We start from the raw sequence: 25,948 nt of genomic DNA on the forward strand, positions 1-25,948 counted from the left end.
GCGGACGTGCGGGACGTAAGTGTCGGGCTGGTCATCAGTGCGCCCCTAGAGAGGTGTGATGTGCATCGCTGATGAGATCGGAGAGCGTCTTGCAATGCTGCATGAAAGGCGCGGACACGCGATACGCATCGTCGCGCTCCGCGGCCCCGTCGATCGCCACCTCCGCAATCACCCTCCCCGGCCGCGCCTGCATCACGACCACGCGCTCCGACAAATACACCGACTCGTAAATGCTGTGCGTGACGAACACGACCGTCATGCCGCGCTTTTTCCACAACGTACGCAGATCGCTGTCGAGCTTGTTGCGCGTAAATTCATCGAGCGCGCCGAAGGGTTCATCGAGGAGCAGCAAATCGGGTTCGGTCACAAGCGCACGCGCGAGCGAAGCACGCATCTGCATGCCGCCGGACAACTCGCGCGGCCGCACCTTGCCGAAATTTTCCAGGCCGACGTTCGCGAGTGCGTCGGCAACACGCGCATCGGCGTCACGCCTTGGAACGCCCGCAAGATCCAGCGGCAAACGCACGTTATCCGCAATGCTCGCCCACGGCATCAATGTCGCTTCCTGGAAGACCATCGACATGCGGCGACCGGCTGAGCCGACCGTATCGAAAGGCTGGCCCCACCAGCGCATGTGTCCGTGCGTCGGCGTCTCGATACCCGCGAACATCTTCAGCAACGTGCTTTTGCCGCAGCCCGACGGCCCGAGCAGCGAGACGAAATCGCCTTGAGGAATCGTCAGCCGCGCATCTTCCAGTGCAACCGTGCCGTTTGCATAGATCTTGTCGACGCGCTGCACCGAAAGCGCAGCGGCGGCATCAGGGGAATTGGCGTTCATGCTTCACTCCTCCGTTGCAATGCGAAACACTTCGCGCTCGCCGTGCTCTTCGAGCAGCTTAAGCAACATCCGGCGCATCAGCAGACCAGGTTGATCCGACGCCATGTGGCACTCCTGTTGACGACGTATGTCGGTACACGCGTCATAGTCAGTTGCCTCGAGAATCTCGCGGTCTTCGTCGGTGATGGGACGATCCCAGTCGATCAGCTCCTGTGTCGAGCACGCCTCCTCGCTGTCGTTGCGGTAGAGCCATTGCACGAGCATCATGGTTTTATCGTCGATAGGCGTCGCGCAGTTGTAGATGATGTGATGCACGCCGCTTGCCGGATACATGCAGCCGAAGCGCCGCGAAAACGGCATGAACCACCGGTTCACGAGGTGGCGTTCGGTGACGTCGTCGGTCGTGCCCGTGATGCGGAAACTCGCCTGCGGATTGCGAATGGGCACATGCGTTTCCGCTTCGAAGCCCCATTCGTTGGGGCGAAATTCATACTTCGACGGTTGCGGACTATTGAAAAGACCGAAGTTCGATTTATGCACGAAGCTGAAATGCGAATTGTCGAAAGAGTTTTCCATCATGCGCAGCGGGCTCGTGTTCCACTGCTCGTAGAATTGCATGATGCGTCTGTAGCCCGGCGTGAACTCCTCCGGAAACTCGGGAATGGGTTGCAGCGGCTCTTCGAGCGCAACCCACGCGTAACCGTAACGCTCCTCGCACCTGAACGACTCCACGATCGCCCGCGACGGAATCTCGCCGCCCGCGTTCTGCGGGATCTTCACGCATTGCCCCGTGCAGTCGTAGGTCCATCCGTGATAACCGCACGCGATGTTGCCATCGCCGTCAACGAAGCCTTTCGAGAGCTTGGCGGTTCTATGACAGCACCGGTCGCGCAACGCGTGAGGTTTGCCGCCCGCGCCCTTCCACAGCACGATGCCGACGCCCAGCAGCGTGAACGGCTTGGGGCCATCGTCGAGATCCGACACGGGCATGATTGCGTACCAGAAGCGGCGCAGGACTTTTTGACGTGTAACCAGCATGATTCGATTCCTTTTTATCAGCGCCGCTTACGGCATGACCTTGGCGGTCTGGATGTACTGCAGCGTGTAGGCGCTCTTGTAGTCGGTACTGGCCTTGAGAAGCTTCGCGCCGACCATGTAGTCGTAGGTCTTCTTCCAGCGGGCATCGGTCATCGCGCCTATGCCGAGCGTGCCTGCGTCGCCCCCTGTCACGAGCTTGAGTTTCTTCAGTTGCGCCACGCCGAACGCGAGCTGCGCATCGGTCATCTCGGGGTTGTCCTTCTTGATCAGCGCGTTGCCCGGAGCCGGATTGGCGAGGTAACTTTTCCAGCCTTCCATCGATGCCTTCACGAAACGCGCAGTCACGTCGGGCCGGTCGGCGAGCGTCTTGCGCAAGCCGACGATGGTCGTGTTGTAGGGCGGATAACCGTCGTCGGCAAAGAGGAAGAAGTGGGTCTTCACGTGCGCCTGATCCGCCTGGAATGTCTCCGATGACGGATACGCCTGCATCGCGACATTCGGATCTACAAAGAACGGTTGCAGGTTGAACGTGTAAGGGCGCGTCTGGCTGTCGGTATATCCGTATCTGGACTTGAGCCACGGCCACCAGCTTGTCCTGCCCGCGCCCGCGACCAGGATCGTCTTGCCCTTCAGATCGGCGAGGTTCTTCACATCATCGTGAACGAGCATGCCCTGCGGATCGAATTGAAACGATGCCGCCACGGTCGTGACTGGAATCCCCGCCTCCACGCTGGACAGGACCTGGAAGTCATAGCCAAGGATGAAATCCGCCTGTCCGCCAACGAGCAATTGCATGCCGTTCACTTGCGGACCGCCCATCTTGATCGTGACATCGAGGCCGGCCTGTTTGTAAAGCCCGGTAGCCAGCGCCTGATAAAAACCGCCGTGCTCGGCTTGCGCGTACCAGCTTGTGAGCACGGTGACGGAATCGGCGGCGTGAACAGGGGAAACAAGAATAACGCTTAAAACAAGCACTGAAAGATGAAAGAAGCGACGTAGAACACGCATGTTTTTTGACTCCGCGAGTGAACGTGGGGAGCCAGCTACAACGCCTGAACGTGTTCCGGATTGCCGATACGCACAACAGGGAGATGGTGGGGCAACTACACGCACGCTCCTCGTTGAGCGAGATCGGACGATCCCGTTCAAACGCCGACGCTGGTCGACGTGGGCGCGCGATGCGCCCCAAGAGCAATGCCCCATGCTGGTTACTGCGAATACACCAGACACTAGCCGCTTCTACTCTGCAATGTTTCTAAGCGAATTTTATGCCAATGATTTTATAAGGCCCGAACGTCGCTGACAAGCGATGCCGGCGTGCACACCGCACCCGCGCGATGCACGCTCGCACCGCCGAAGTGCCCGGCCATTATTAACCAGCGAACGCTCATGCAAATCCCCGCGTTACACTACGCCCGAACCCGGCGCCCAACCTGCGTGGAAACCCCAAGTGGCAAAAGTCTCTACCATTCGCGATGTTGCCGAACTGGCGGATGTGTCGAAAGCGACCGTCTCGCGCTACCTGAACGGCAGCCTCGTGCTGCCGCCTGACACGGCCAAACGCGTCGATGACGCCGTGCTCGCGCTCAACTATCGCCAGAACAGTCTCGCCCGGCGGCTCAGCCTTGGAAGCAGCGAGACCATCGGCCTCGCCATGCCGGAAGTCGCCAATCCATTCTTCGCCGAACTTGCCGACGCCGTCGAGGAAGCCGCCTCAGCCAGCGGTTATGGCCTCGCGCTCTGCATCACGCGCAACAAGCTCGAACGCGAGGCGCTTTATTTGAGCTGGCTCGACACGCGTCATCTCGACGGCCTGATCTTCGCGACGAACCGACCGGACGATGGGTCATTGCGAAAGCTCATGGGCGAGCGCGCTAACATCGTGCTGGTGGACGAGGACGTGCCGGGCGCGGACGTGCCGCGTGTTTTCGTCGATAACATCGAGGGCGGTTATCAGGCCACCCGCCATCTGCTCGATGCCGGCCACAAGCGGATCGCGCACGTGACCGGTCCCGAAGCGCTCTTCACGGTGCAGGAACGGCTCGCGGGTTACAAGCGCGCACTCGCCGAAGCACAGGTCCGCTTCGATCCGAAGCTCGTCCACTTCGGCTCGTACGGTCGCGCCTTCGGGCGCGAAATCGGCACGAAACTCGTCACGAGCGCAAAGCCACCGACCGCGCTGTTCGCGACCAGCGACTACATTGCGGTCGGCGTGCTCGATGCGCTGCGCGAACGCGCGCTGAGCGTGCCGGACTACATGTCGATAGTCGGATTCGACGACATGGAGTTCGCCAACCTCCTCATGCCCGCCATCACCACGGTGCGCCAGTCGGCCGCCGAACTCGGGCGAACGAGCGTGGCGCTGCTGGTATCGATGCTCACGGGCAACGTGACGTCCGACCCTGCCATACATCGCCTGCCGGTGCGCCTGATCGAACGCGCGTCGGTTGCGCCGCCGCGCGCCGGGTCATGACTCGTGCCCGCGTCCCGCGGTTGCGCGATCGAGTTCGCAGAACTCGTGATCGGAAAGCGTGATCGCGCTGGAGGCCACATTCTCGACGAGATGTGCGAGCCTGGAGGTTCCCGGTATCGGCAGCATGACCGGACTGCGCTGCAGTAGCCATGCAAGCGCAATCTGGCCGACGCGAGCGTCATGACGACGGGCGATGATATCGAGCAGCGACCCCGGCCGGGTCAGTTCCCCGGCCGCCAACGGGTACCACGGAATGAAGCCGATGCCATGCGCCGTGCAGTAATCCAGCACGTCTTCACTCCTGCGATCGCCCAGGTTGAAGCGGTTCTGCACCGTTGCTACCTTGAAGTATTTGGACGCGGCCTTGATGTCAGGCACGCAGACTTCGCTCAGGCCTGCGTGGCGGATCACGCCGGTATCGATGAGGTGCTTTACCGCCCCAAACTGTTCATCGCGCGGCACGGCGGGATCGATCCGATGCAACTGCCATAAACCAATCTGTTCGACACCCAATCTCCGCAAGCTGCCATGAGCCTGCTCGATCAGATACTCGGGGCGGCCATGCGATTCCCATCGGCCGGGCCCCGAGCGCACGAGACCGGCCTTCGTCGCGACGAGCAACCGGGCGTCATACGGATGCAGCGCTTCGCGGATCAGTTCCTCTGAAATACCGGGCCCGTATGAATCGGCAGTATCGATGAAATCCACCCCGAGTTCCGGCAGACGCTGCAATACGCGGATAGCTTCAGCGTGATCGGCGGGCATGCCCCAGACGCCCGGACCGGTAATGCGCATGGCGCCGAAACCGAGTCGCCGGACCTCGGTTTCCCCACCAATCCTGAACGTCGAGCGAAGAATGGTCATGCGGGGCAGGCGGTCGATGCGCACCGGACTTTGACCACAGGCCGGCCGATACTCACGGTCAGCACCAGCGCCCCTACCTCGCATAACGCGGCGACCCAGCCGAGGTCGCTCACGGACGCGACACTCAAGGTGAGTGAACCGAGCGCAGCGCCAAGCGAGAAACCAAGGTACATGAACGAAGCATTCAGCGACAAAGCGATCGGCGTGCCGCGCAATCCGGCGATGCCAATCAGTCCCGCCTGCTGCGCCGGATAGAAGCACCAGTGCGCGATTCCCCACGCCACCACACCCACGAGCACGGGAACCAGCGCAAGCGAAGCGGGCAACCAGTGCGCACTCGCCGACATCAGCGCGAAAGCGAAAATCGATACCGTCAGACAAGGAATGATCACGCGCCGCGAGCCGAGCCGATCCACCGCCTTCCCGCCGATAAACACCCCTACCGCCGCCGCGACGCCCCATGTGAAGAGCACGTACCCGATCTGCGCGCCATGCAGCTGCGTCGTCCTGGCAATAAAGAGCGCGAGATACGTATAGATCGTATAGGCGCCCGTGGCCCACAGCGTGGTGACGAGCAAGGTCATCAGGACCACGGGTTGGCGCGCGGTATCGATACGTTCACGCAAGGTAGCCGTCGGCAATCCTGCGCCGATTGAACGCGGCAGTCCGAACAACAGCCCGGCGCTCGCGGCAGCGGAAAGCGCCGCGACGCCCGCGAACGTCATGCGCCAGCCGAGCCGGTCACCAATCACCGCGCCCAACGGCACGCCGAACGCCACGGCAATCGTGATTCCGCCATTCACGATTGCGAGCGCCGTGCCGCGCCGATCCGGTCCGGCGATCGCGCCCGCCAGCGCGTTGGCGCCGGGCACGTACAGGCCCGCGGCGGTTGCGAGCACGATGCGCGCCGCCATCAGCTCCCAGTAATTCTGCGCGCCCCAGGCGAGGACGTTCGCCACAGCGAATGCCGAGAGCGCCGCAATCATCAGCGTGCGCCGATGAAACGCGCCGGTCAGCGCCGTCAGCACGGGCGAACTGAACGCGTAGGCAAGCGCAAACACCGTGACAAGCTGCCCCGTCGCAACGATGCTCGTGTGCAGGTCGGCAGCCATGTCGGGCAACAGCCCGGCGATCATGAAGCTCTCGGTGCCGACTGCAAACGTACCCAGCGCGAGCCAGTAGAGCGGCGCAAGGGACGGGGAAGACGAGGATGAAGAGTTCACGTTCGGCTCCCGGTCATGCGGCCACGGCTTCGCCGCTATGGAACGGATAGTCGGTATAACCGACCTCCGTGCCGCCAAAGAACGTGGGACGATCATATGGATTGAGCGGCAACTCAAGACGCAGGCGTTCGGGCAGATCCGGATTCGCGATGAAATCACGGCCAAACGCCACGAGGTCCGCGTCGCCCGCCTGAATCACGGCTTCCGCTGTTCCGGCCTTGAAGCCGCCTGCCGCGATGATCACGCCCTTGTAGTGCTTGCGGATAAGCTGTGCAGCGACGGGGTTCGGGTCCTTGCTGTCGTCATCGACATTGCCAAGCACACGCGGCTCGATCAGATGGATATAAGCGAGGTTCAGCTTGGCCAGTTCCTCTGCAACGTAAGTAAAGAGGCCTTCCGGGTTGCTGTCGGACATATCGCCCCATGTGCCGCTCGGTCCAAGGCGCACGGCCACGCGGTCGCTGCCCCAGACCGAGATGACCGCACGCGTGACTTCCATCAGGAAGCGGGCGCGGTTTTCGAACGAACCGCCATAGATGTCCGTGCGCTTGTTACTGCCGTCCTGCAAGAACTGATCGAACAGATAGCCGTTCGCCGCGTGCAACTCGACGCCATCGAAACCCGCCTCTTTGCCGCGCAAAGCGGCGGTACGGAAGCTCTCGACCAGCCCGGCGATTTCGGGCACCGTCAGCGCACGGCTCGGGGTATTCGGAATCCAGCCAGCTTCGGTATAAGCCACGCCGCCGTGCAGCACCTCGGAAGGTGCGACCGGCTGGGCGCCATCCGGCTGCAACTGGCTGTTCGACTGCCGTCCCGCGTGATAGAGCTGCAGGAACATGTGGGCGCCTTTGGCATGCACGGCATCGGTGATGTGCTTCCAGCCGGCGATCTGGCTGTCGTCGTACAAACCGGGCGCGCCCAGATAACCGTTGCCGTTGGGCGCGGCAATGGTAGCTTCGCTGATCAGGAAACCGCCCTTCGAGGCGCGCTGGGTGTAGTACTCGGCCATCAACGGACCGGGTCTTGCGCCTTCCTCGGCACGCATGCGGGTAAGCGGCGCAAGCACGACACGATGCGAAAATTCCAGGGGACCCACTTTGACGGCGGAATGAAGTTTAGACATGACTCTCTCCAGATTTGGTGGGCTGCCGATATTGACCGGCAGCGGGTGCTTCGACCTTGGATGAGAGTGTAGGAACGATTCAAAAGAAGAAAAATGGGCTAAGGTTCCGAATATATTGGACAGAAAAGTCCTTAATCGCATTTGCACGGTCGTGACCGGCCAGGCGCAAATGCGCCGCGTGGCGGACGGAAAATCTGCGAACTTCTCCCGGGACACAATCATGGACAGCCTTGGCGGCATTTCGATGTTCGTACAGGTCGCAGACACCCGCAGCTTCACGGAAACGGGGCGGCAGCTCGGTTTATCGTCGTCGGCGGTTGGCAAGAGCATCGCGCGAATGGAAGAACGCCTGGGCGTGCGGCTTTTTCATCGCAGCACGCGCAGCATCACGCTAACCGCCGAAGGCACGCTGTTCCTCGAGCGATGCCGGCGTATTCTCGGCGAGGTGGAAGCCGCTGAAGCCGAACTGTCCGACGCCGCCGGCAGCCCGCGCGGCCGCCTGCGGATCAGCACGCCGCAGTTGTCCGGGCTCATCATGCCGGCGCTCGATGGCTTCATGGCGCAGTACCCGGACATCGAAATCGATGTGGACTTGTCCGATCGAATGGTCGATGTGGTTGAAGAAGGCTTCGACACCGTGATTCGCACGGGCGCACAACATGACTCGCGGCTGGTATCGCGCCGTCTCGGTTCCTGCGGGCAGGTACTGGTCGCCTCGCCCGGTTATCTCCGGGAACGGGGCACGCCTTCACATCCGTCGGAACTCGTTCATCACGCTTGCCTGCTGCACAAATTCCCGGCTACAGGCAGGCTCGAACGCTGGCCGTTCCAGCTTGCGGCATCGGAGGCGGATCCAGAGCTGCCGCAAACTTTCGTCAGCAACACGATCGAAGTCCTGGGGTTTCTTGCGCTGCAGGACAAAGGTCTGGCGTTCCTGCCAACCTTCCTCGTTCGCGATGCGCTTGCCAGCGGCGCACTGCAAGTCGTGCTCGACGATTACATCAACCAGACCGTAACCTTCTGGATTCTCTGGCCGGCGAGCCGCTATGCGTCGCCCAAGCTGCGCGTGTTCATCGACTACATCAGTCAGAACCTGAAGATCTAGTGCGCTCAATACGTTTCGGACATCGATGTCCGCAATGTTCGGAATCGCAGCCCGTTTATCTTTAATCCCGTCACTCCTACGATGCCTCCTGTCGCCGCGCAGTCGTCTGCGCAGCCTAACGCAGGAGTTTCTCGTGAACGATAAAAAGATTGGCGTCGGTGTCATCGGCCTTGGCCATTGGTCGGAATACGGGCATTTGCCGTCGCTCAAGCGGTTGCCCGATTACGAACTGACGGCCGTGTACAGCCGCAGCGCCGACAAGGCATCGAGCCTCGTGGAACGGCACGGCTTCAAATACGCGGCATCGTCGGTGCAGGAGCTGGTATCGAATCCGGAAGTCGATCTGGTGCTCGTGCTGACGCCGGCGTTCCAGCACGAAGAAGGTATTCGCGCCGCGATCGCGGCAGGCAAGGACGTGTACTGCGAGTGGCCGTTGACGCCCGACACGGCTTTGTCGAAGGAGCTGCTTGCACTGGCCGACAAAGCGGGCGTGCGCACGATCGTCGGCCTGCAGCGGCGGTTGAATCCGGGATATCGCTACGTGGGCGATTTGCTGGACCACGGCGATATAGGCGATATCCGTTCCGTGCGCCTGCATGTCAGCGTGGAATATTTCCAGCGTGAACGCCCTGCTTCGCTTTACTACACCATCCCCGAGAAAAACTTTTCGAGCCTCCTCTCAATCTATGGCGGTCATTTCCTGGACGCCTTCTTCACGACGATGACCGGTTTCCCGCAAAGCCTGTCCGCGCTCACAGTCAATCAGTTCAAGGAAGTCACGCTGTTGGAAACGGGCGAAACATTGCCGCATACAAATGCAGACCAGGTCGTTCTCGCGGGAACGTTCGCAAACGGCGCCGTGCTGAGCGTTCATCTCGAGGCAGGCAAACGCAACAACTACGGCGTTCAGCTCGACATTACGGGCAGCAAGGGCGACCTGAAGATCACGAACACGTCGAGCTTCGGCGACACGTTCAACCGTATCGAAATCGCACGAGGCGACAGCCAGCCAATGACCGTGCTTACGGTTCCGTCCGAATACGAATGGCTGGAAGAGGGCGAACTGGGCGGCAGTGTCGTGGAGCTGGCGAGCCTCTATGCGGCCCACGCTCGCGATGTCAAGACCGGTTCGACGCTCGCACCTTCATTCGCGGACGCAATCCGGATGCATGAGTTGATGGAACAGATCAAGGAATCGGATCGTTCAGGCAAAAGGGTCGAGTTGTCGTTCAGTCATTCCATAAAGGACGCATCATGAAACTCACAGGCAATACGATCTTCATCACCGGCGGCGGTTCGGGCATCGGCCGGGGCCTCGCTGAAGCGCTGCACAAACTCGGCAACCAGGTAATCATTGCAGGCCGGCGACGCAACCATCTCGACGCCGTGATCGCAGCCAATCCGGGCATGAAGGCCGTTGAGCTCGACATCTCCGATCCAGCGAGCATCGAACACGTGGCAGCAAAGCTGATCGTCGATCACCCCGAGCTCAATGTGCTGATCAACAACGCGGGCATCATGCAGGCCGATGCAGTCGCCGGCAAGATCGACGACGCCCAGATGGTGTCCATCGTCACGACCAATCTGATCGGTCCGATCCGGATGACCTCCGCGCTGATCGAACACCTGAAGACCCGCAACGACGCAATTGTCGCGTACACCAGCTCGGTGCTCGCGTTCGTGCCGTTGGCGCTTACGGCGGTCTACTCGTCGACCAAGGCGGCGCTGCACTCGTACGCACTGTCACAACGTTTCATGCTGAAGGACACGTCGGTCCGCGTTCTCGAAATCGCGCCGCCGTGGGTGCGCACCGAACTCATGAACAGCCAGGAAGCCGAGATGGCGATGCCGCTCGATCAGTTTATCGATGAGACGATCAAGGCGCTCGGTAGCGGGGCGGACGAGATTCTGGTGGCAGCAGCCAGGCCGATGCGCGCGAACCCCGGACCGGGCGAGCACGATTTCGTCAACGGCTTCAATTCCCAGATGATGGCAACAATGGGCGGATAACCTTCCTCCGCGCATATGAGCCGGCTGGAGCCAACTGCGCCCCAGCGGCTCGAGCACTAAGCTTTACTTCTCTCCCTGCACTCCCTCGTACTTTCCCCTATCTTTTTTTGAAAAGATTGACAGCCCAATACTCGCGGTTTAATTTTTATAAACCGGTTTACAAGCGGGCGGCGCAATGTCGGTTGCGCCCACGAAGTCTTCCTTCAATTTACCGGCCGCGCGGCTTTCAATGACCGTACAAAACGGCCGGACCAACCAGGAAAGGGATTCCGATGAGCGCTGCATTGCATTTCCGCCGCATGACCGCCGTGTTGCTTGGCGCGTCCCTGCTCGCTTTCGCGGGCGCGGCACTGGCCGCGGGCAAGAAGATCGCCATGGTGCAGATCAATCAGGAGGCGCTCTTTTTTACGCAGATGGACCAGGGCGCGCAAGCCGCCGCGAAAGCCGCGGGCGTCGAGCTCGCCATCTTCAATTCGAACAACGACCCGAGCGCGCAGAACAGCGCCATCGAAACGTATATCCAGCAAAAGGTCGATGCGATCCTGGTCGTCGCCATCGACGTGAACGGGATCAAGCCCGCGATCACCGAAGCCAAGAAAGCGGGCATTCCGGTGGTAACCATCGACGCAATCGTCGATGGCGATAACGCGGTGCAAGTGGGTGTCGACAACAAGAAGGTCGGCGAGGACATCGGTAAGTACACGGCGAATTACATCAAGACGAATCTTGGCGGGAAGGCGAGCATCGGCGTGGTGGGCGCCCTGAATTCCTTCATTCAGAACGTGCGGCTGGATGGCTTCAAGGCGGGTATCGCGACGGTACCGGGCGCAAAGATCGTCTCCACCGTCGATGGGCAGAACGTGCAGGACCAAGCCCAGACCGCAGCAGAAAACCTCATCTCCGCCAACCCGAATCTGCAGATCGTCTATGCAACCGGTGAACCCGCCTTGATCGGACTCGTCGCGGCAACTTCGGCGCAAGATGCAACGGGCCGCGTGAAGATTGTCGGATGGGATCTGAGCGCGCAGGCCATCAAGGGCATCGATGCAGGCTTCGTGGCGGCGGTCGTGCAGCAGGACCCGGAAAGCGAAGGCCGCGTAGCCGTGAACTCTGCGCTCAAGCTCATCGCCAAGCAGCCGGTCGAGAAGAACATCTCGGTGCCGGTGACGATCGTGACGAAGGCAAACGTCGGCAAGTACCGGGCCGTTTTCAAGTAAGGAGAAGCCGATGCAAAACGATGCCGCCATTCCACGCGTACGCATGGAAAACATCATCAAGAGCTACGGCGCCGTGCAGTCGTTGCGCGGCGTGAACCTCCACGTCATGCCGGGCGAAGTGCTCGGCCTCGTGGGCGACAACGGCGCGGGCAAGTCGACGGTGTCGAAGGTGTTGTCGGGCGCGGTGGTTCCGGACAGCGGCAGCATCGAGATCGACGGCAAGCCGGTTCATTTCACCGATCCCGGCGACGCCCGCGCGCATCACATCGAAATGGTTTACCAGGACCTGTCGCTGTGCAATACCGTCGATGTCGCCGGCAATCTCTTTCTCGGCCGCGAACCCATGCGACGCGTCTGCGGCGTCTCCGTGCTCGATCATCGCAAGATGCATCGCGAAGCGCGCGACATGCTGAACAACCTCGGCATCCGCATTCCCAGCACGAAGCTCGACGTCGAGAACCTGTCCGGCGGCCAGCGCCAGGCCATCGCGATTTCGCGGGCGGTATCGTTCGATCCGAAAGTGCTGATCATGGACGAACCCACCGCCGCGCTCGCGGTCGCCGAAGTGGAAGCGGTGCTCGACCTCGTGCGCACGATCAGCGAGCGCGGCGTGAGCGTGATCCTGATCAGCCATCGCTTGCAGGATCTGTTTCTGGTGTGCGACCGCATCAGCGTGATGTACGAAGGGCAGAACGTGGCGGACCGGAAGATCGGCGAAACGAATCTGGAAGAGATCGTCGATCTGATCGTCGGCCACAAGTTCAGTGCGCGCTCGGCTCGTGCGCTTGCGGAGAATTGACATGGAACTCGCCATGCACGACAAGTCCAAGGCGCCGCGCCTGCCGCTCAAACATATGCTCGGCCGCAACGCGGGCGTGGCGAGTATCGCCGCGTTTTTCATTGTCTGCGCCCTCGCCTTCACGTTCACCACGAGCACCTTTCTCACGACCGGCAACCTGCTCAACGTGCTCCGTCAAAGCGCACCGCTGCTGATCGTCGCCACGACAATGACACTCGTCATCACGACGGGCGGCATCGATTTGTCGATAGGGTCCACGCTTGCGCTGGTCGGCGCAGTCTCGGCGATTGCGTTGCGCGCGGGCGTGCCGGGAATCGTCGTGCTGATCGGCGGTCTTTCGCTCGGCGCGATCATCGGCGCAATCAACGGTTATTTCATTGCGTTCGCAGGGATGCCCGCGTTTATCGTGACGCTGGGAACGTTGTCTGTAGTACGCGGCATTGCATTGCTCATCACCCAGGGCTTTTCCATACCGATCGAAAACGACGGCTGGTTCGTCGAACTCGGACGCGGCCGGATCCTCGGCATGCCAACACCGGCGGTGATCGCTATCGTGACCTTGCTTGCAGGCTTCGTCACGCTCCGGCATACGCGCTTCGGACGGTATGTGACGGGCATTGGCACGAATGCCGAAGGTGTGCGGCGCGCAGGCGTCAACGTGCGCAGCGTCATCATGAAGGTCTACGTGTTGAGCGGCGCGGCGGCGGGTCTTGCCGGCCTCATCACCACGGCGCGGCTGGGAAGCGGTTCATCGAACCAGGGCGTAGGGTTCGAGCTCGCGGTGATCGCCGCCGTCGTGCTTGGAAGCACCGATCTCTTCGGCGGTCGAGGCACGATCCTCGGCACGGTGCTCGGCGCGCTGACCATTGCGGTGCTCGGCAACGGACTGATCCTCATCAACGTGTCGCCGTTCTATACGCAGATCATTCAAGGCGCGATCATGCTGCTCGCCATCTGGCTCAATACGCGGATTTTCTCGCCGCAGCGGCGCAAGAAGGCTTAAGCGATGAGTTCGATCTTTCGCCACGATGCATCGTTGAAGATAGGCACACGCAGCGCTCAGGTGATGACGGTGCTTGGCCCCATCCCCGTTTCGCAGATGGGCGTGACGCTCATGCATGAGCACATCTTGCTGGATGCATCGGGCAAATGGGTGCCGCCGGCTTGTTGCGGCGACAGGTTCATCGGTGAGCAGAAAGTGCACATCGGCATTCTGGGCGCGCTGCGCATGAACCCGCTGATGAACCGCGACAACTGCCAGCTCTTCGATGCCGATGTCGCCGTCGAAGAACTCATGCGCTTTCGCGAGCTGGGCGGCGAGACGGTGATCGACCCGACCAATCTCGGACTGGGGCGAGACCCCGCCGCGCTGCAACGGATCGCACGGCGCACGGGGTTGAACATCGTGATGTCGACGGGGTTTTATCTCGAGCCTTCGCATCCGGATTATGTGAAGCACAAGTCCATCGATGAACTCGCCGCACAACTGATCTTCGATGTCGGCGGCGCAGATGAAAAGCCCGATGTGCTCGCCGGCATGATCGGCGAGATTGGTGTATCGGCGGCGTTTACCGCCAACGAGGAAAAGTCGCTGCGCGCCGCCGCGCGTGCGAGCGCCGCGACGCACGTGCCCTTGTCCGTGCATCTTCCTGGATGGGTGCGGCACGGGCACCGCGTGCTGGACATCGTGGAGGAAGAAGGCGCGGACCTGAATCACACGGTCCTGTGTCACATGAACCCGAGTCACATGGACGTCGAATATCAGCACACGCTGGCCAGACGCGGCGCATGGCTCGAATACGACATGATCGGCATGGAGTATTTCTACGCCGATGAAAACGCGCAATCGCCATCCGACGAAGAGAACGCACGCGCAATCAAGGCGTTGATCGATGCGGGGTTCATCGACCGGATCCTGATGTCGCAGGACGTGTTCATGAAGATCATGCTCACGCGTTTTGGCGGCCATGGCTATGGCTACATCCTCAAGTATTTCGTGCCGCGCTTGCGGCGCCACGGCGTCTCGAACGAGCAGATCGAAACCATGATGATTACCAACCCGACGCGGGTTTTCTCAGGCAGTTGATCGATAACCTGTAACCATACGATGTGGACCGGTTCCACCTGCGCCGCAAGCCGCCGACACGGCAAGCCGCGCGTTCAAGGAGCACACGCATGACCAAGTCTGTTCTGCTTGCCGGCGAGAGCTGGGCGAGCATGTCGATGCACGTCAAGGGCTTTGACCAGTTCCCGACTGCGACCTATCACAACGGCGCGACGATCTTCCTCGATATCTTCAAGGACAGCGACTTCAAGATCACGCACATGCCGAGCCACGAAGCGCAGGAGATGTTCCCCTCCACGCTCGATGGCCTGCTTGCCTACGACGCGATCATTCTTTCGGATATCGGAGCAAATACATTGCTGCTGCATCCCGACACGTGGATCAAAAGCGAGCGCACGCCGAACCGCCTCAAGCTGTTGCGCGACTATGTTGCGGCGGGGCGCGGGCTGATGATGATCGGCGGGTATTTGAGCTTCCAGGGTATCAACGGCAGCGCGCGGTTTCGCAACACGCCGGTGGAAGAAGTACTGCCGGTAACGTGCCTTCCCTACGATGACCGCGTCGAGGTTCCCGAAGGATTCAACGCGGACGTCGTCGCTTCGCATCCGATAGTCGAAGGCCTCGGAACGCAATGGCCGCACTTGCTCGGTTACAACGAAGTGCAGGTCAAGCCCGACGCAACGTTGATTGCATCGGTTCCCGAAACGGGCCATCCGTTGCTGGTCGCGGGAACATATGGACGAGGCCGTACCCTCGCGTGGACCAGCGACATGTCGAGTCACTGGTTGCCGCCTGCGTTCTCCGCGTGGGAGGGCAACGCGCGCTTGTGGACCAACTGCCTCGACTGGCTGACAGCGGGCGAACGATAACGGTTTAAGAGGCGCGCGCTCCGTGTAATCGGCAATACTGCTGTCGATCCGGCGCTCCCCGCTTCACACTGCTGCAGCCACAGCCGTGCTATGTTCTTTGCCGTCTGCCCATACCGCGCGCAATGAACCGTCCGAGCCCACTGACAAAGAGGCGCTGTTTCGTCTCGCTGGTCGCAATCCTGTGCCTCCTGATGCTGATGATCCTGGTGGCGGGAATCGCGGGCTGGATCACCTTGCGCGGCAGCCTTGCGCAACTCGACGGCATGCATGCATCGGCGGCGACTTCGGCGTTGCATGCGCCGGTCAGCATAGAACGCGATAACCTCGGCGCGCCGACCATCAAGGGCAGCACGCGCGGTGACGTCGCGTTCGGCACCGGCTTCGCGCAAGCGCAAGATCGCTACTTCCAGATGGATCTGCTGCGCCGCGTCGCCGCCGGCGAGATGTCCGAGCTGATCGGCCCCGCAGCGCTCGAACTGGATCGACGCAACCGGCCGCATCGATTTCGCGAACGGGCGCGCAAGGCATTCGACGCGCTGCCGGCAACCCAGCAGGGGTTGATTGAACGCTACACGGCCGGCGTCAATGACGGGCTCGCGGCGCTGGCTTCGCGTCCGTTCGAATACTGGGTGCTGCGTACGCCACCGGCGCCCTGGCGTCCGGAGGACACGCTGCTGGCCGTCTACGCAATGTACTTCGACCTGCAGTCCGATGAAGTCCGCCACATTCTGTCGCGCGCTGCGTTGCGCGAACGGGTGCCGGCGGACTTGTATGAATTCCTGCTGCCCGCAACGAGCCATTGGGACGCACCCTTCGATACTGCAACGCCTTCCACCGAACAACAGCCTTCGCCGCCCGCAACCCGCCCGGACTGGCTGCGGGCATCGAAAGACACGAAGCACAGCAGCACTGCCATCACAGATTCGATGATCGGCAGCAACGGCTGGGCAGTCGATGCCGCCCACAGCGCGCACGGCGGCGCGATCCTCGCGAGCGACATGCACCTGGGTCTTTCGCTGCCGAACATCTGGTACAGGATGTCGCTGACGTGGCCCGCAGCCGATGGCCAGCCGCGCCGCATCACAGGCGTCACCCTGCCCGGCGCACCGCTCGTGATCGCGGGCAGCAACGAACGGATCGCGTGGGGCTTTACGAACAGCTATGGCCGTTTCATCGATCTGATTGTGTTGCAGCGCAATCCCGCCGATCCGCTGGAATATCGCGTTGCAGGCGGCAAGTGGGCGCGTGCGACCGTTGTTCATGAGCGCATCCTGGTGAAGGGCGGCGCGCCCGTGGACTTGCCGGTCATCGATACACAATGGGGTCCGCAAATCATCGCCGGTCCAGACAAGACCGCCTATGCCTTGCGCTGGACCGCGCACGATCCCGAGGCCGTCAACCTGAACCTACAGCAACTGGAAGATGCCACGAACGTCGCGGACGCGATCCACGCCGCGCAAATCAGCGGCATTCCCACGCAGAATTTCATGGTCGCGGATTCGCGTGGCGAAATCGGCTGGACGCTTGCCGGGCCGCTGCCCAAACGCAACGCCGCCACTGACCCGTCCACGGGACCACTCAGCGAGCTGCCGTTCGATTCGACGATGTATCGCGGATGGCAAGCTTATCTCGCACCCGCTGCCTACCCTTCGCGCATCAGCCCGCCGCTCGGGCGGCTCTGGAGCGCGAACAATCGCACCTTGCCGCTCGATCAGGCCGCAATCGCAGGCGATGCCGGCACCGACCTCGGCGCGCGTGCAGCGCAGATTCGCGACGACCTGTTCGCGCTGCCGCACGCCACGGAGCGCGACATGCTCGCGATCCAGACCGACGACCGCGCGCGCTGGATCGAGAACTGGCGCGGCATCGCCCTCTCGGCGCTAGACGCCAGCGCGCTTAAAGATCACCCGCAACGCGCGGAATTCCGACGGCTGATCGAAACATGGAACGGCCGCGCGGATGCCGATGCCACCGGTTACCGCCTCGTGCGCGCGTTCTATTTCTCTCTCTACGATGCCTGGTTCGGACGGCTCGATGCAGAACTCGCCGCAGCCGGTCCGCAGCTCAGTTTTCGCGCCGCAAATTCGCGCTATGAAGCGGTGATGGAAACGCTCGCCGCGCATCGTGCGTGGGTGCCGGATGGCGTTGCCGACTGGCGCGCCTTCATGCTCGACCGAATCGATCATGCGATCGCGCAATTGCCACCAGACACAACACTCGCCGATGCAAGCTGGGGCGCACGCAATCGTGCAGTTATAGAACATCCGTTTGCGCGGCTTGTGCCATCGTGGCTGCCATGGGTGCGCGGCTGGCTTGGCGCACCGCACGATGCGCTGCCGGGCGACTTCAACATGCCGCGCGTGCAAACGCCTTCATTCGGTGCATCGGAGCGCATGATCGTGTCCCCTGGACGCGAGCAGGACGGCATCTTCGAAATGCCAGGCGGCCAGTCGGGAAATCCGCTGTCACCGTATTTCATGGCGGGACATGAGGCCTGGGTTCGCGGCGATGCAACATCCTTCATGCCCGGTGAAACCGTGCACCGGCTGGAACTGGTTCGGCGTTAGCAACGGCGCGCGCCGTTACTTCGGACTCTGTAACTTTTGTATGTCCTGACGCGTTACGCGGAACCAATTCGTCGATTACGTCCTCTGAACCCTGCATGGCCGCAAACAAGCCGCGTTCTGATCCGGCTTCGCGCGAAAGGCACTATATTAGAAGCTTGATTTTGTTATCTGAAGGAGTACCGCATGAAAGTCCGCAACACGCAAAACTCAGTTCGAACCACCATTGCAGGCGTCGCCATTGCGCTGTCATTGCCGTTTTTGTCCATGTCCGCCGCACACGCGCAACTTGGCAACCTGCTGAAGGGAGGTGGAAGTTCCGACGGGTCATCGAGCGGACTCAGCAGCCTTGGCAGCATGGGCAGCGCGCTGACCGGGCAATCGGTGTCATCGGGCAGCACCAGCAACGTCGCGGGCGTGCTGCAGTTCTGTATCAAGAACAACTATGTGAATGCCAGCAGCGCGTCGACGGTGAAGGATTCGTTGATGAGCAAGCTGGGCGGCACGTCGGCGGCATCGCAGGACAGCGGTTATACCGACGGCGCAAACGGTCTGCTGAAAAGCAGCAACGGCAAGCAGGTGGACCTGAGCGGTGGCGGCCTGAAAGAACAGGTCACCAAGCAGGTTTGCGACAAGATTCTTTCGCAAGGCAAGTCGTTGATCGGCATGGGCCAGTAAGCAATGTAAGGCTGGTTTGGTGAAACAATTAAAAAACGGTCCTGGTTTTTCCAGGACCATTTTCTTTTGCTTCACGCTTTTTATGGCTTCACATCACGTGCCCGACGCCAAGGTCGGATCGCCGATGCCGATGTAACCAGTTGCCTTTTGCTTCGACAGCACGGGCTGATCGAATTCCTTCATCAAGCCGAGCGCCTGCCGCTCATACAACCGGCGATACAAGCCGTTATCGAGTTCGATCAATTTGTCGTGGCTGCCCTCTTCGGCAATCCGGCCTTTGTCGAGCACGAGCAGCCGGTCAAGCGAGCGCACCGTCGATAACCGATGCGCCACCACCAGCGTGGTCCGGCCGACCATCAGCCGTTCCATTGCCTGCTGGATCAGCACTTCGCTTTCGCTGTCGAGGCTCGACGTCGCTTCATCGAGTATCAGCACCGGCGCATCCGCAAGGAACGCACGCGCAATCGCCACGCGTTGACGCTCGCCGCCCGACAACTTGATGCCGCGCTCGCCCACCAGCGTGTCATAACCCTGCGGCAACCTGTCGATGAAATCATGCGCGCTCGCAAGCCTGGCCGCACGCTCGATTTCCGCCCGCGTCGCGCCCGGCTTCGCATACGCGATGTTCTCCGCAAGCGACCGGTGAAACAACACCGGCTCCTGCTGGACGATCGCAATCTGGCCTCGCAGCGATGCCTGCTTCACATTGGCAATGTTCTGCCCGTCGATGGTGATCTTCCCGCCCGAGACATCGTAAAGACGCTGAATAAGCTTGATCAGCGTGGTCTTGCCCGATCCCGAATGCCCAACCAGGCCAACGCGTTCTCCCGACTTGATGTGGACCGAGAAATCGTCGTAAAGCGGCGTGGTATGGCCTTCATAGCAAAACGTCACGTGCTCGAAACGAATCTCGCCCTTGCTGATCGCAATGTGTCCGGCACCCGGCTTGTCTTCGATACCCAGCGGCTGCGCCTCGAGCGACACGAGTTCTTCCATGTCGTTGACCGAACGCTGCAGATTGCGCACATGCATGCCGATTTCGCGCAAATAACCCTGCAGCATGAAAAACATGGTGAGCGTGAACGTGATGTCGCCGACGCTGGCTTTATCGGCGTTCCAGAGCAGCAGCGCCGCGCCCAGGATTGCCACCTGCATGAGCACGAGCATGCCGCCCTGCACGCCGCCGTTGATCGTGCCGCGCGCCCATGTGCGTTTCGTGCGATGCCGCCACTTGCCGATCACCCGCGCAAGCCGCGCTTCTTCACGCGTTTCCGCGCCGAACGCCTTCACCACGGTATTGCAGCTCACCGCGTCAGCCAGAGCGCCGCCCATGCGCGTATCCCACGCGTTGCCGAGCCGCGCGGCAGGCGCGACAAATCCCAGCGACAACGCCACGGTCACGCCGATATACACCAGCGATCCGATACCCACCACCACGCCCATCACGGTCCAGTGGGCGCCGAGCAGCGCGGTTGCGCCAACCAGCATGACCACCGACGGCAACAGCGCGATCAGCAACGTGTCATTGAGCAGGTCGAGCGCCCACATGCCGCGCGTGATCTTGCGCACGGTCGATCCAGCAAAGCTGTTGCCGTGCCAGTCGGTGGAAAACCGCTGCACACGATGAAACGCGTCGGCGGCGATTTCACTCATCATCCGCAACGTCAACGCGATGATGTTCATGAACACGAGCTGGCGCAGGAGCGTGGCGCTCAAGCCCAGCGCGGCCAGCGCGCAGAACGCGGTCACGGCTGCCTCCCACGCGAGCGCCTTGCCGCTCGCACCCGCGGCGAGTGCATCGACAAGACGTCCCGCGAAAAGCGGCGTCAGCACGTCGGCCAGCGCGGCGAGCAATGCCAGCGCGACGATTGCAACGATCCGCCAGGGCTGTTTGCCCCAGTGAACCACCGTGAAACCGAGAACATCCTTGAACGCCCGGCCGCCGAAATCGAGTTTTTTTGTATTGGCCATTTGCCAAAGCTCGTGGCGCGAAACGCCGCGAAGCTATCCAGTCAAAAAGAAAATAGAGCGACAGCCGGAGCGCGCCTTATGGAGAAGGCGAACTGATCAGGGACTGTCTGGAATTGGCGCGGGCTTTAGTGCCTGCGCGGACGGCGGCTCAAATGCGTCGCGACGTCGGGGAAAAGACAGCACAAGGGAGAGCGATAGCCATTGCGTACATATGGTGCCTCCCTTTGAGAGATGAACTGCGGTGAAGGATTGAAGTCGGGGTCAAACCGAGTCCTGATTTTATCAGGCGTGTGCGATCCTTGCCAACACCTGCGATCAACTTTCGGCCACCCCACAGGTGAAATTTTGTGCGACGGATTTTCGGCGGTGCGCCGTTTAACGATCCGGGATGACGTGCACGTTGCGCGTCACACAGGCCAGAGGAACCGTTATGAATCTATTGAAGACCCGGGCAGCAATCGTCCTGATTTCGGCCGTTGCAGCGCTCGCGAGCGTTTCGGCGTCCGCGCAGACAATTATTGTCGCGCCCTCCGCCCCTCCGCCGCCGCGCGTGGAAGTCGTACCCGCCGTGCGTCCCGGATACGTGTGGGACGCAGGGCACTGGCGCTGGGCCGGCCGCGGCTATGAATGGGTGCCCGGCCACTGGCGGCCGGTTCGCGTCGGCGCGCATTGGGTGCCGGGCCACTGGGTACAGCGCGGTCCGAACTGGCGGTGGATCGAAGGGCATTGGGCTCGTTGAGCCACGGCTGCTCGTTCGGCGGACGCTGGCCGCCATTGACTGAGACGTCGGCCAAAGTCACCGCCGGGTCGCCCGACCGGCCAGCGCCGGCTGTTCAACAAGCAGGGCGGGCAATACAGCGAGACCCAGGACGAGACCTAGGACGAGACTCAGGACGAGACCCAGCACATTGAACGAAGAAGATCCGGACGCGGGCCTCCTGGCCCGCATAGACGAACAGGAACCGGGCGCAGTCCGCGAGATGGTCGCGCGCAAGCTGCCCCGTCTGCTCGCGCTCGCAACCCGCATGCTGGGCGACCGTGACGAGGCAAGCGACGTGGCGCAGGAAGTGTTCATCCGCATCTGGAAGCAGGCGTCGCGCTGGCAGAGCGGGCAGGCGCGCTTCGATACGTGGCTGCATCGCGTGGCGCTGAATCTTTGTTATGACCGCTTGCGCCGCCGTCATGAAGTGCCGCTCGACGACGGCATGCCGGAGCCGGCCGACCACGCGCCGCTCCCCGAAGATCAACTCGACGATACCGCCCGCAGCGCGCGTATCGCCGCTGCGCTCGCGGCGCTTCCCGCGCGCCAGCGCGAGGCGCTGGTGCTGCAGTACTACCAGGAACTATCGAATATGGAAGCCGCCGCCGTGATGGGCATCAGCGTGGACGCGCTGGAAAGCCTGCTCTCGCGGGCGCGCCGCACGTTGCGCAGCCGTCTTGTCGCCGAGCGCGACGACGGCGGCGCGCATGTCTCTGGAAAGGAACGCCGATGACCCCCGAACGTTTTCGCCGCCTCACCGAGGCCTATGGCGCGATGCCCGAGCATTGGCCGCAAGCCGAACGCGCCGACGCGCAGGCGCTGGTCGCCGGGCGGGATCCGGAAGCGCTTGCTGCGCTCGCCGATGCCGGTTCGCTCGATCTGCTGCTCTCGGCGCATACGGTTGCCGCGCCCGGGAACGATTTGATACGGCGCATCGTGGAAGCGTCGCCTGTGGGGTCATCGACGAGAAAACCTGCTTGGAAAAAGCCGGAGTGGTGGCTTTCGGGCGCTGGGTTTGTCGGTGTCGGCGTGGCGGGTATCGCGGCCGGCGTGCTGGTCATTTCGCTGACGACGTCTCTTTCGGGAACGGCGGGCGGCCCGCCGAGCCTCTTCGATCAAACCGGTGAAAGCACCGTGTTCAACAGCAGTGCGTCCGACTGGAGCGATCAATGACCATGCCGGCAAAGAGGCTCAAGACGCTGCTGGTGGTATCGGTGGTGCTCAATATTTTTCTGCTCGGCACGATCGGCGGCGGCACGTACCGGTGGATCGAAAAGCAGAAGGCCGATGCCATCGCGCAGCAGCGCGGCTTGCGTTTTGCCGCCGCGGAATTGCCGCAGGAACGCCGCGATCAACTGCGCGATGCGCTCAGGCAGACGCGCCGTGACAGCCTGCCGCTCGTGCTGAGCGCGCGAGCGGGACGTATCGATGTCGTGCAGGCGCTGCAGGCGCCGCAGTTCGACCGCGCGACGCTCGATGCCGCCCTCGCCCGCACGCGTGATGCCGACATTGCCGTGCGTTCGCGCGTGGAAGGCACGGTGGCGGATTTTGCCGCGACGCTCACCGCCGACGAACGGCTGAAACTCGTCGATGCGTTGCAACGTCACGGACCGCTGCATGTCGGCCCCGCACCGAAAAAATAACCGCCAGGAACGCGACGGATTCACGTTGCCTCCACGTTTAAGCAGCATGACAATTTCAAACGTGGGGAGCACATGACCGACGTCACACCCGCTGCGATCGCGATGAACCGCTTCGGACTCGGCGCCCGCGCGGGAGAAACGGCGCCCGCCGATCCGAAGCAATGGCTCGCCGCGCAGCTCACAGGCGCAACCTATCAGCCCGTGCCGCCCGCGCTTGAAAATCAGCCATCGAGCAGCGTACTCGCCGCGGAGTTTGCCGAACGTCAGGTTGCGATCCGTGCTGCCGGCGCCGACGATAAAAAAGGCGTACGCAAAGCCTACAACGAAAAACTGCGCGATACGTATCGCGCGGCCGTGAACGCACGCTTCACCAGTGCGTTGCAGACGCAGGCGCCGTTTATCGAAAGGCTGGTGGCGTTCTGGGCGAATCACTTTGCGGTATCCGTGGAGAAACCGGCAGTCGGCATGCTCGCCGGATCATTTGAAACCGAGGCCATTCGTCCGCACGTGCTTGGCCGTTTCGAGGACATGCTGGTCGCAGCCGAACGTCATCCGGCCATGCAGATTTTCCTCGATCAGGCGCGCTCGGTCGGCCCGGATAGCCCTGCAGCAGAACGCGCCGCCGCGCGGCATCCGGAGAACAGGCCCGGGCTCAACGAAAATCTCGCGCGCGAGATCATGGAGTTGCATACGCTCGGCGTGCGCAGCGGCTACGCGCAGGAAGACGTCACGGAATTCGCGCGGGCGCTGACGGGGTGGAGTATCGGCGGGATGGGAGGGGGTCCGCGTCGTAACGACGCCGCGCCCGGCCAGTTCGTGTTTCGCGAACCGCAACACGAACCGGGTGCGCGCACGGTCATGGGTCGCCAGTACGATCAGCCCGGCGAGCAACAGGCGCTTGCCGTGCTGCACGATCTGGCGGCTTCGCCCGCAACGGCGCAGCATATCGCCGGCAAACTCGCACGGCATTTTGTCGCCGATAACCCGCCGCCATCGCTCGTCGAACGCCTCGCCGGTGTATTCAGCGCCACGAACGGTGACCTGCCGAGCGTGTACCAGGTGCTGATCGATTCGCCGGAAGCGTGGTCACCTGTCGATGCCAAGTTCAAGACGCCTTGGGACTGGACCGTCTCGTCGATGCGAGGCCTTGGCCATACTGATATCGGCGCCTTGCAGATCGCGCCTTTGCTCACGCAGCTCGGCCAGCCGGTGTGGCGCCCGGGCTCCCCTGCCGGCTACGACGATATCGCCGCGAGTTGGGCCGCCCCCGATGCGCTCGTGCGCCGCGTAGAAATGGCCCAGCGCTTCGCCGCGCGCGTGGGCGATACGCTCGATGCCCGTACACTCGGCAATCAGTTGCTTGCTGGATCGCTCAGCGATGCTACGGCATCCGAACTATCCCGCGCCGAAAGCGCGCCGACCGCGCTTGCACTCCTGCTGGTTTCCCCCGATTTTCAAAGGAGATGACGCCATGATCTCGCGTCGAAATTTCTTGTGGTGCGCAGGTGCCGGCGTCGGCTCGATGCTGGTCGGATCGCGCATGGCGTTTGCATCGGTGGAATCGGACCGGCGGTTTGTGTTCGTGATCCAGCGCGGCGCCGCCGATGGACTCAACATCGTCGTGCCTTATGCCGATCCTGCTTACGCGAAGCTGCGCGGCGCGCTGGCAATCGATCCGTCGTCCGCGACGAAACTCGATGGCACGTTCGCGCTGCATCCATCGCTGGTCGAAACCGCGAAGATGTACGCCGCGCAGCAGGCGTTGTTCGTGCACGCGGTCGCATCGCCGTACCGGGACCGCTCGCACTTCGACGGACAGAATGTGCTCGAAACCGGCGGGACCGCCCCGTACCAGATGAAGGACGGCTGGCTGAACCGGCTTGTTTCGATGCTGCCGGCAGCGAAGGCAAACGCCATTGCGCTTGCGCCCACGGTTCCGCTGGCGCTGCGCGGCCGCGCCGACGTGACTTCATACGCGCCGTCCGGACTTCCGCAAGCGCCCGACGATCTGCTTGTACGCGTCACGCAGCTCTATTCCGGCGATGCACAGCTTCACGCGCTCTGGACCTCCGCCATGGACGCACGCGGCCTCGCCGCCGATGCCGGCGCACGCCAGGACCCCGCGAGCCTCGGCAAGCTCGCCGCGAGCTTCCTGGGACGTCCCGACGGACCGCGCATAGCGATGATCGAAACTGGCGGATGGGACACGCATACCGCGCAGAACCAGCGGCTCGGCGCGCAACTAAAGGCGCTCGACACCATGATGGCCGCGATGCGCGACGAACTCGGCGACCATTGGGCCAACACGACGGTGCTGGTCGCCACAGAATTCGGACGCATGGCCGCGGCGAACGGGACGGGCGGGACGGACCACGGGACGGCATCGGCGGCAATGCTGCTGGGCGGCGGCGTGCAAGGCGGCAGGATTCTTGCGGACTGGCCGGGGCTTGCGCCGTCGGCGCTTTACCAGGGGCGCGATTTGCGGCCGACGCTCGGGCTCGACTCGTTGATTGCAGCGGCGGCCGGCGAGACGTTTGGTCTCGATCCGGCGCGGGTCAGAGCAACGCTGTTCAATCAAAAAGCTGCAAGCCCGATGTCGACGCGGCTGCTTCGGACCTGAGTTTCTCAAGCGTTCTAAAAGTCTTAAGTTCTTAATGAACATTTAGATGCCGTGCCACGGGCGACCAAGCGCCGCCAATGGAACGGCA

24 protein-coding genes are annotated in these 25,948 nt (G+C 62.1%); 17 read left to right on the top strand and 7 right to left on the bottom strand.

Going from position 1 to position 25,948, the window contains the following annotated elements:
• Positions 1-34 precede the first annotated feature (34 nt).
• The 3 genes from AXG89_RS34875 to AXG89_RS34885 are packed head-to-tail and all read right to left on the bottom strand — an operon-like array spanning position 35 to position 2,884.
• Positions 35-838, bottom strand: a complete 804-nt coding sequence (locus AXG89_RS34875; RefSeq protein WP_062001502.1) for an ABC transporter ATP-binding protein — start codon at positions 836-838, stop codon at positions 35-37.
• A 3-nt stretch (positions 839-841) separates the two neighbouring features.
• On the bottom strand, positions 842-1,876 hold the full coding sequence (locus AXG89_RS34880) for an aromatic ring-hydroxylating oxygenase subunit alpha (RefSeq protein WP_119024765.1): 1,035 nt from the start codon (positions 1,874-1,876) through the stop codon (positions 842-844).
• A gap of 27 nt (positions 1,877-1,903) precedes the next feature.
• Positions 1,904-2,884, bottom strand: a complete 981-nt coding sequence (locus tag AXG89_RS34885) for an ABC transporter substrate-binding protein (protein WP_075358037.1) — start codon at positions 2,882-2,884, stop codon at positions 1,904-1,906.
• 442 nt (positions 2,885-3,326) lie between these two features.
• On the opposite strand from AXG89_RS34885, the gene AXG89_RS34890 reads away from it, so the two are divergent.
• Positions 3,327-4,349, top strand: a complete 1,023-nt coding sequence (locus AXG89_RS34890) for a LacI family DNA-binding transcriptional regulator (RefSeq protein WP_075358038.1) — start codon at positions 3,327-3,329, stop codon at positions 4,347-4,349.
• On the opposite strand, the gene AXG89_RS34895 is transcribed toward AXG89_RS34890, so the two are convergent.
• Genes AXG89_RS34895 through AXG89_RS34905 form a run of 3 tightly spaced genes read right to left on the bottom strand, consistent with a single transcriptional unit; the run spans position 4,344 to position 7,559 of the window.
• Entirely contained in the window at positions 4,344-5,213 is an 870-nt protein-coding gene (locus tag AXG89_RS34895; protein WP_075358039.1) for an aldo/keto reductase, read from the bottom strand. The two genes, AXG89_RS34890 and AXG89_RS34895, sit on opposite strands and share 6 nt — an antisense overlap.
• Positions 5,210-6,436 carry an MFS transporter gene (locus AXG89_RS34900; RefSeq protein WP_075358040.1) on the bottom strand — a complete coding sequence of 409 codons (1,227 nt, stop codon included), beginning with the start codon at positions 6,434-6,436 and terminating at the stop codon, positions 5,210-5,212. Before AXG89_RS34900 ends, AXG89_RS34895 begins: the two co-directional genes overlap by 4 nt.
• Before the next feature lie 13 nt (positions 6,437-6,449).
• Positions 6,450-7,559 carry an alkene reductase gene (locus tag AXG89_RS34905; RefSeq protein WP_075358041.1) on the bottom strand — a complete coding sequence of 370 codons (1,110 nt, stop codon included), beginning with the start codon at positions 7,557-7,559 and terminating at the stop codon, positions 6,450-6,452.
• A gap of 220 nt (positions 7,560-7,779) precedes the next feature.
• Here AXG89_RS34905 and AXG89_RS34910 point away from each other — a divergent pair, with 220 nt between their 5' ends.
• The 10 genes from AXG89_RS34910 (at position 7,780) to AXG89_RS34955 (ending at position 18,866) form a co-directional block, all read left to right on the top strand.
• Positions 7,780-8,664: a LysR substrate-binding domain-containing protein gene (locus tag AXG89_RS34910; protein WP_062002306.1), complete on the top strand. Its 885-nt coding sequence runs from the start codon at positions 7,780-7,782 to the stop codon at positions 8,662-8,664.
• Positions 8,665-8,797: 133 nt separating this feature from the next.
• Positions 8,798-9,922, top strand: a complete 1,125-nt coding sequence (locus tag AXG89_RS34915) for a Gfo/Idh/MocA family protein (RefSeq protein WP_075358042.1) — start codon at positions 8,798-8,800, stop codon at positions 9,920-9,922.
• A complete protein-coding gene (locus tag AXG89_RS34920; RefSeq protein ID WP_075358043.1) occupies positions 9,919-10,674 on the top strand; it encodes an SDR family oxidoreductase in 756 nt (251 codons plus the stop codon). Before AXG89_RS34915 ends, AXG89_RS34920 begins: the two co-directional genes overlap by 4 nt.
• Before the next feature lie 272 nt (positions 10,675-10,946).
• Entirely contained in the window at positions 10,947-11,891 is a 945-nt protein-coding gene (locus AXG89_RS34925; protein ID WP_062001494.1) for a substrate-binding domain-containing protein, read from the top strand.
• Between the two features lie 10 nt (positions 11,892-11,901).
• On the top strand, positions 11,902-12,690 hold the full coding sequence (locus tag AXG89_RS34930) for an ATP-binding cassette domain-containing protein (RefSeq protein ID WP_075358044.1): 789 nt from the start codon (positions 11,902-11,904) through the stop codon (positions 12,688-12,690).
• A 1-nt stretch (position 12,691) separates the two neighbouring features.
• Positions 12,692-13,693: an ABC transporter permease gene (locus AXG89_RS34935; protein ID WP_075358045.1), complete on the top strand. Its 1,002-nt coding sequence runs from the start codon at positions 12,692-12,694 to the stop codon at positions 13,691-13,693.
• A gap of 3 nt (positions 13,694-13,696) precedes the next feature.
• Complete coding sequence (locus AXG89_RS34940) at positions 13,697-14,776, top strand: phosphotriesterase family protein (RefSeq protein WP_075358046.1); 1,080 nt, start codon at positions 13,697-13,699, stop codon at positions 14,774-14,776.
• 89 nt (positions 14,777-14,865) lie between these two features.
• Positions 14,866-15,624, top strand: coding sequence for a glutamine amidotransferase (locus AXG89_RS34945; protein ID WP_075358047.1), 759 nt, complete (start codon positions 14,866-14,868; stop codon positions 15,622-15,624).
• A 122-nt stretch (positions 15,625-15,746) separates the two neighbouring features.
• Positions 15,747-18,191: a penicillin acylase family protein gene (locus AXG89_RS34950; RefSeq protein WP_075358048.1), complete on the top strand. Its 2,445-nt coding sequence runs from the start codon at positions 15,747-15,749 to the stop codon at positions 18,189-18,191.
• A gap of 183 nt (positions 18,192-18,374) precedes the next feature.
• Positions 18,375-18,866, top strand: a complete 492-nt coding sequence (locus AXG89_RS34955; protein ID WP_062001488.1) for a DUF2501 domain-containing protein — start codon at positions 18,375-18,377, stop codon at positions 18,864-18,866.
• 93 nt (positions 18,867-18,959) lie between these two features.
• Here AXG89_RS34955 and AXG89_RS34960 read toward each other — a convergent pair whose 3' ends face one another.
• Complete coding sequence (locus tag AXG89_RS34960; protein WP_119024766.1) at positions 18,960-20,837, bottom strand: ABC transporter ATP-binding protein; 1,878 nt, start codon at positions 20,835-20,837, stop codon at positions 18,960-18,962.
• A gap of 430 nt (positions 20,838-21,267) precedes the next feature.
• Between AXG89_RS34960 and AXG89_RS34965 the strand changes: the two genes are divergently transcribed.
• The 6 genes from AXG89_RS34965 to AXG89_RS34990 all read left to right on the top strand — a co-directional run bounded on the left by AXG89_RS34965 (position 21,268) and on the right by AXG89_RS34990 (position 25,860).
• Positions 21,268-21,576 carry a YXWGXW repeat-containing protein gene (locus tag AXG89_RS34965; protein WP_231941512.1) on the top strand — a complete coding sequence of 103 codons (309 nt, stop codon included), beginning with the start codon at positions 21,268-21,270 and terminating at the stop codon, positions 21,574-21,576.
• A 169-nt stretch (positions 21,577-21,745) separates the two neighbouring features.
• Positions 21,746-22,330 (top strand): RNA polymerase sigma factor, encoded by a 585-nt coding sequence (locus tag AXG89_RS34970; RefSeq protein ID WP_062001485.1) that lies wholly within the window; start codon positions 21,746-21,748, stop codon positions 22,328-22,330.
• Entirely contained in the window at positions 22,327-22,770 is a 444-nt protein-coding gene (locus AXG89_RS34975; RefSeq protein ID WP_075358050.1) for a hypothetical protein, read from the top strand. The genes AXG89_RS34970 and AXG89_RS34975 overlap by 4 nt, the downstream gene beginning before the upstream one ends.
• Positions 22,767-23,240, top strand: coding sequence for a periplasmic heavy metal sensor (locus AXG89_RS34980; RefSeq protein WP_075358051.1), 474 nt, complete (start codon positions 22,767-22,769; stop codon positions 23,238-23,240). The genes AXG89_RS34975 and AXG89_RS34980 overlap by 4 nt, the downstream gene beginning before the upstream one ends.
• A gap of 72 nt (positions 23,241-23,312) precedes the next feature.
• Positions 23,313-24,707: a DUF1800 domain-containing protein gene (locus tag AXG89_RS34985; protein ID WP_075358052.1), complete on the top strand. Its 1,395-nt coding sequence runs from the start codon at positions 23,313-23,315 to the stop codon at positions 24,705-24,707.
• A gap of 4 nt (positions 24,708-24,711) precedes the next feature.
• Positions 24,712-25,860 (top strand): DUF1501 domain-containing protein, encoded by a 1,149-nt coding sequence (locus AXG89_RS34990; RefSeq protein ID WP_062001481.1) that lies wholly within the window; start codon positions 24,712-24,714, stop codon positions 25,858-25,860.
• Positions 25,861-25,948 lie beyond the last annotated feature (88 nt).

Source organism: Burkholderia sp. PAMC 26561, from assembly GCF_001557535.2.
Taxonomy (GTDB): Bacteria; Pseudomonadota; Gammaproteobacteria; order Burkholderiales; family Burkholderiaceae; genus Caballeronia.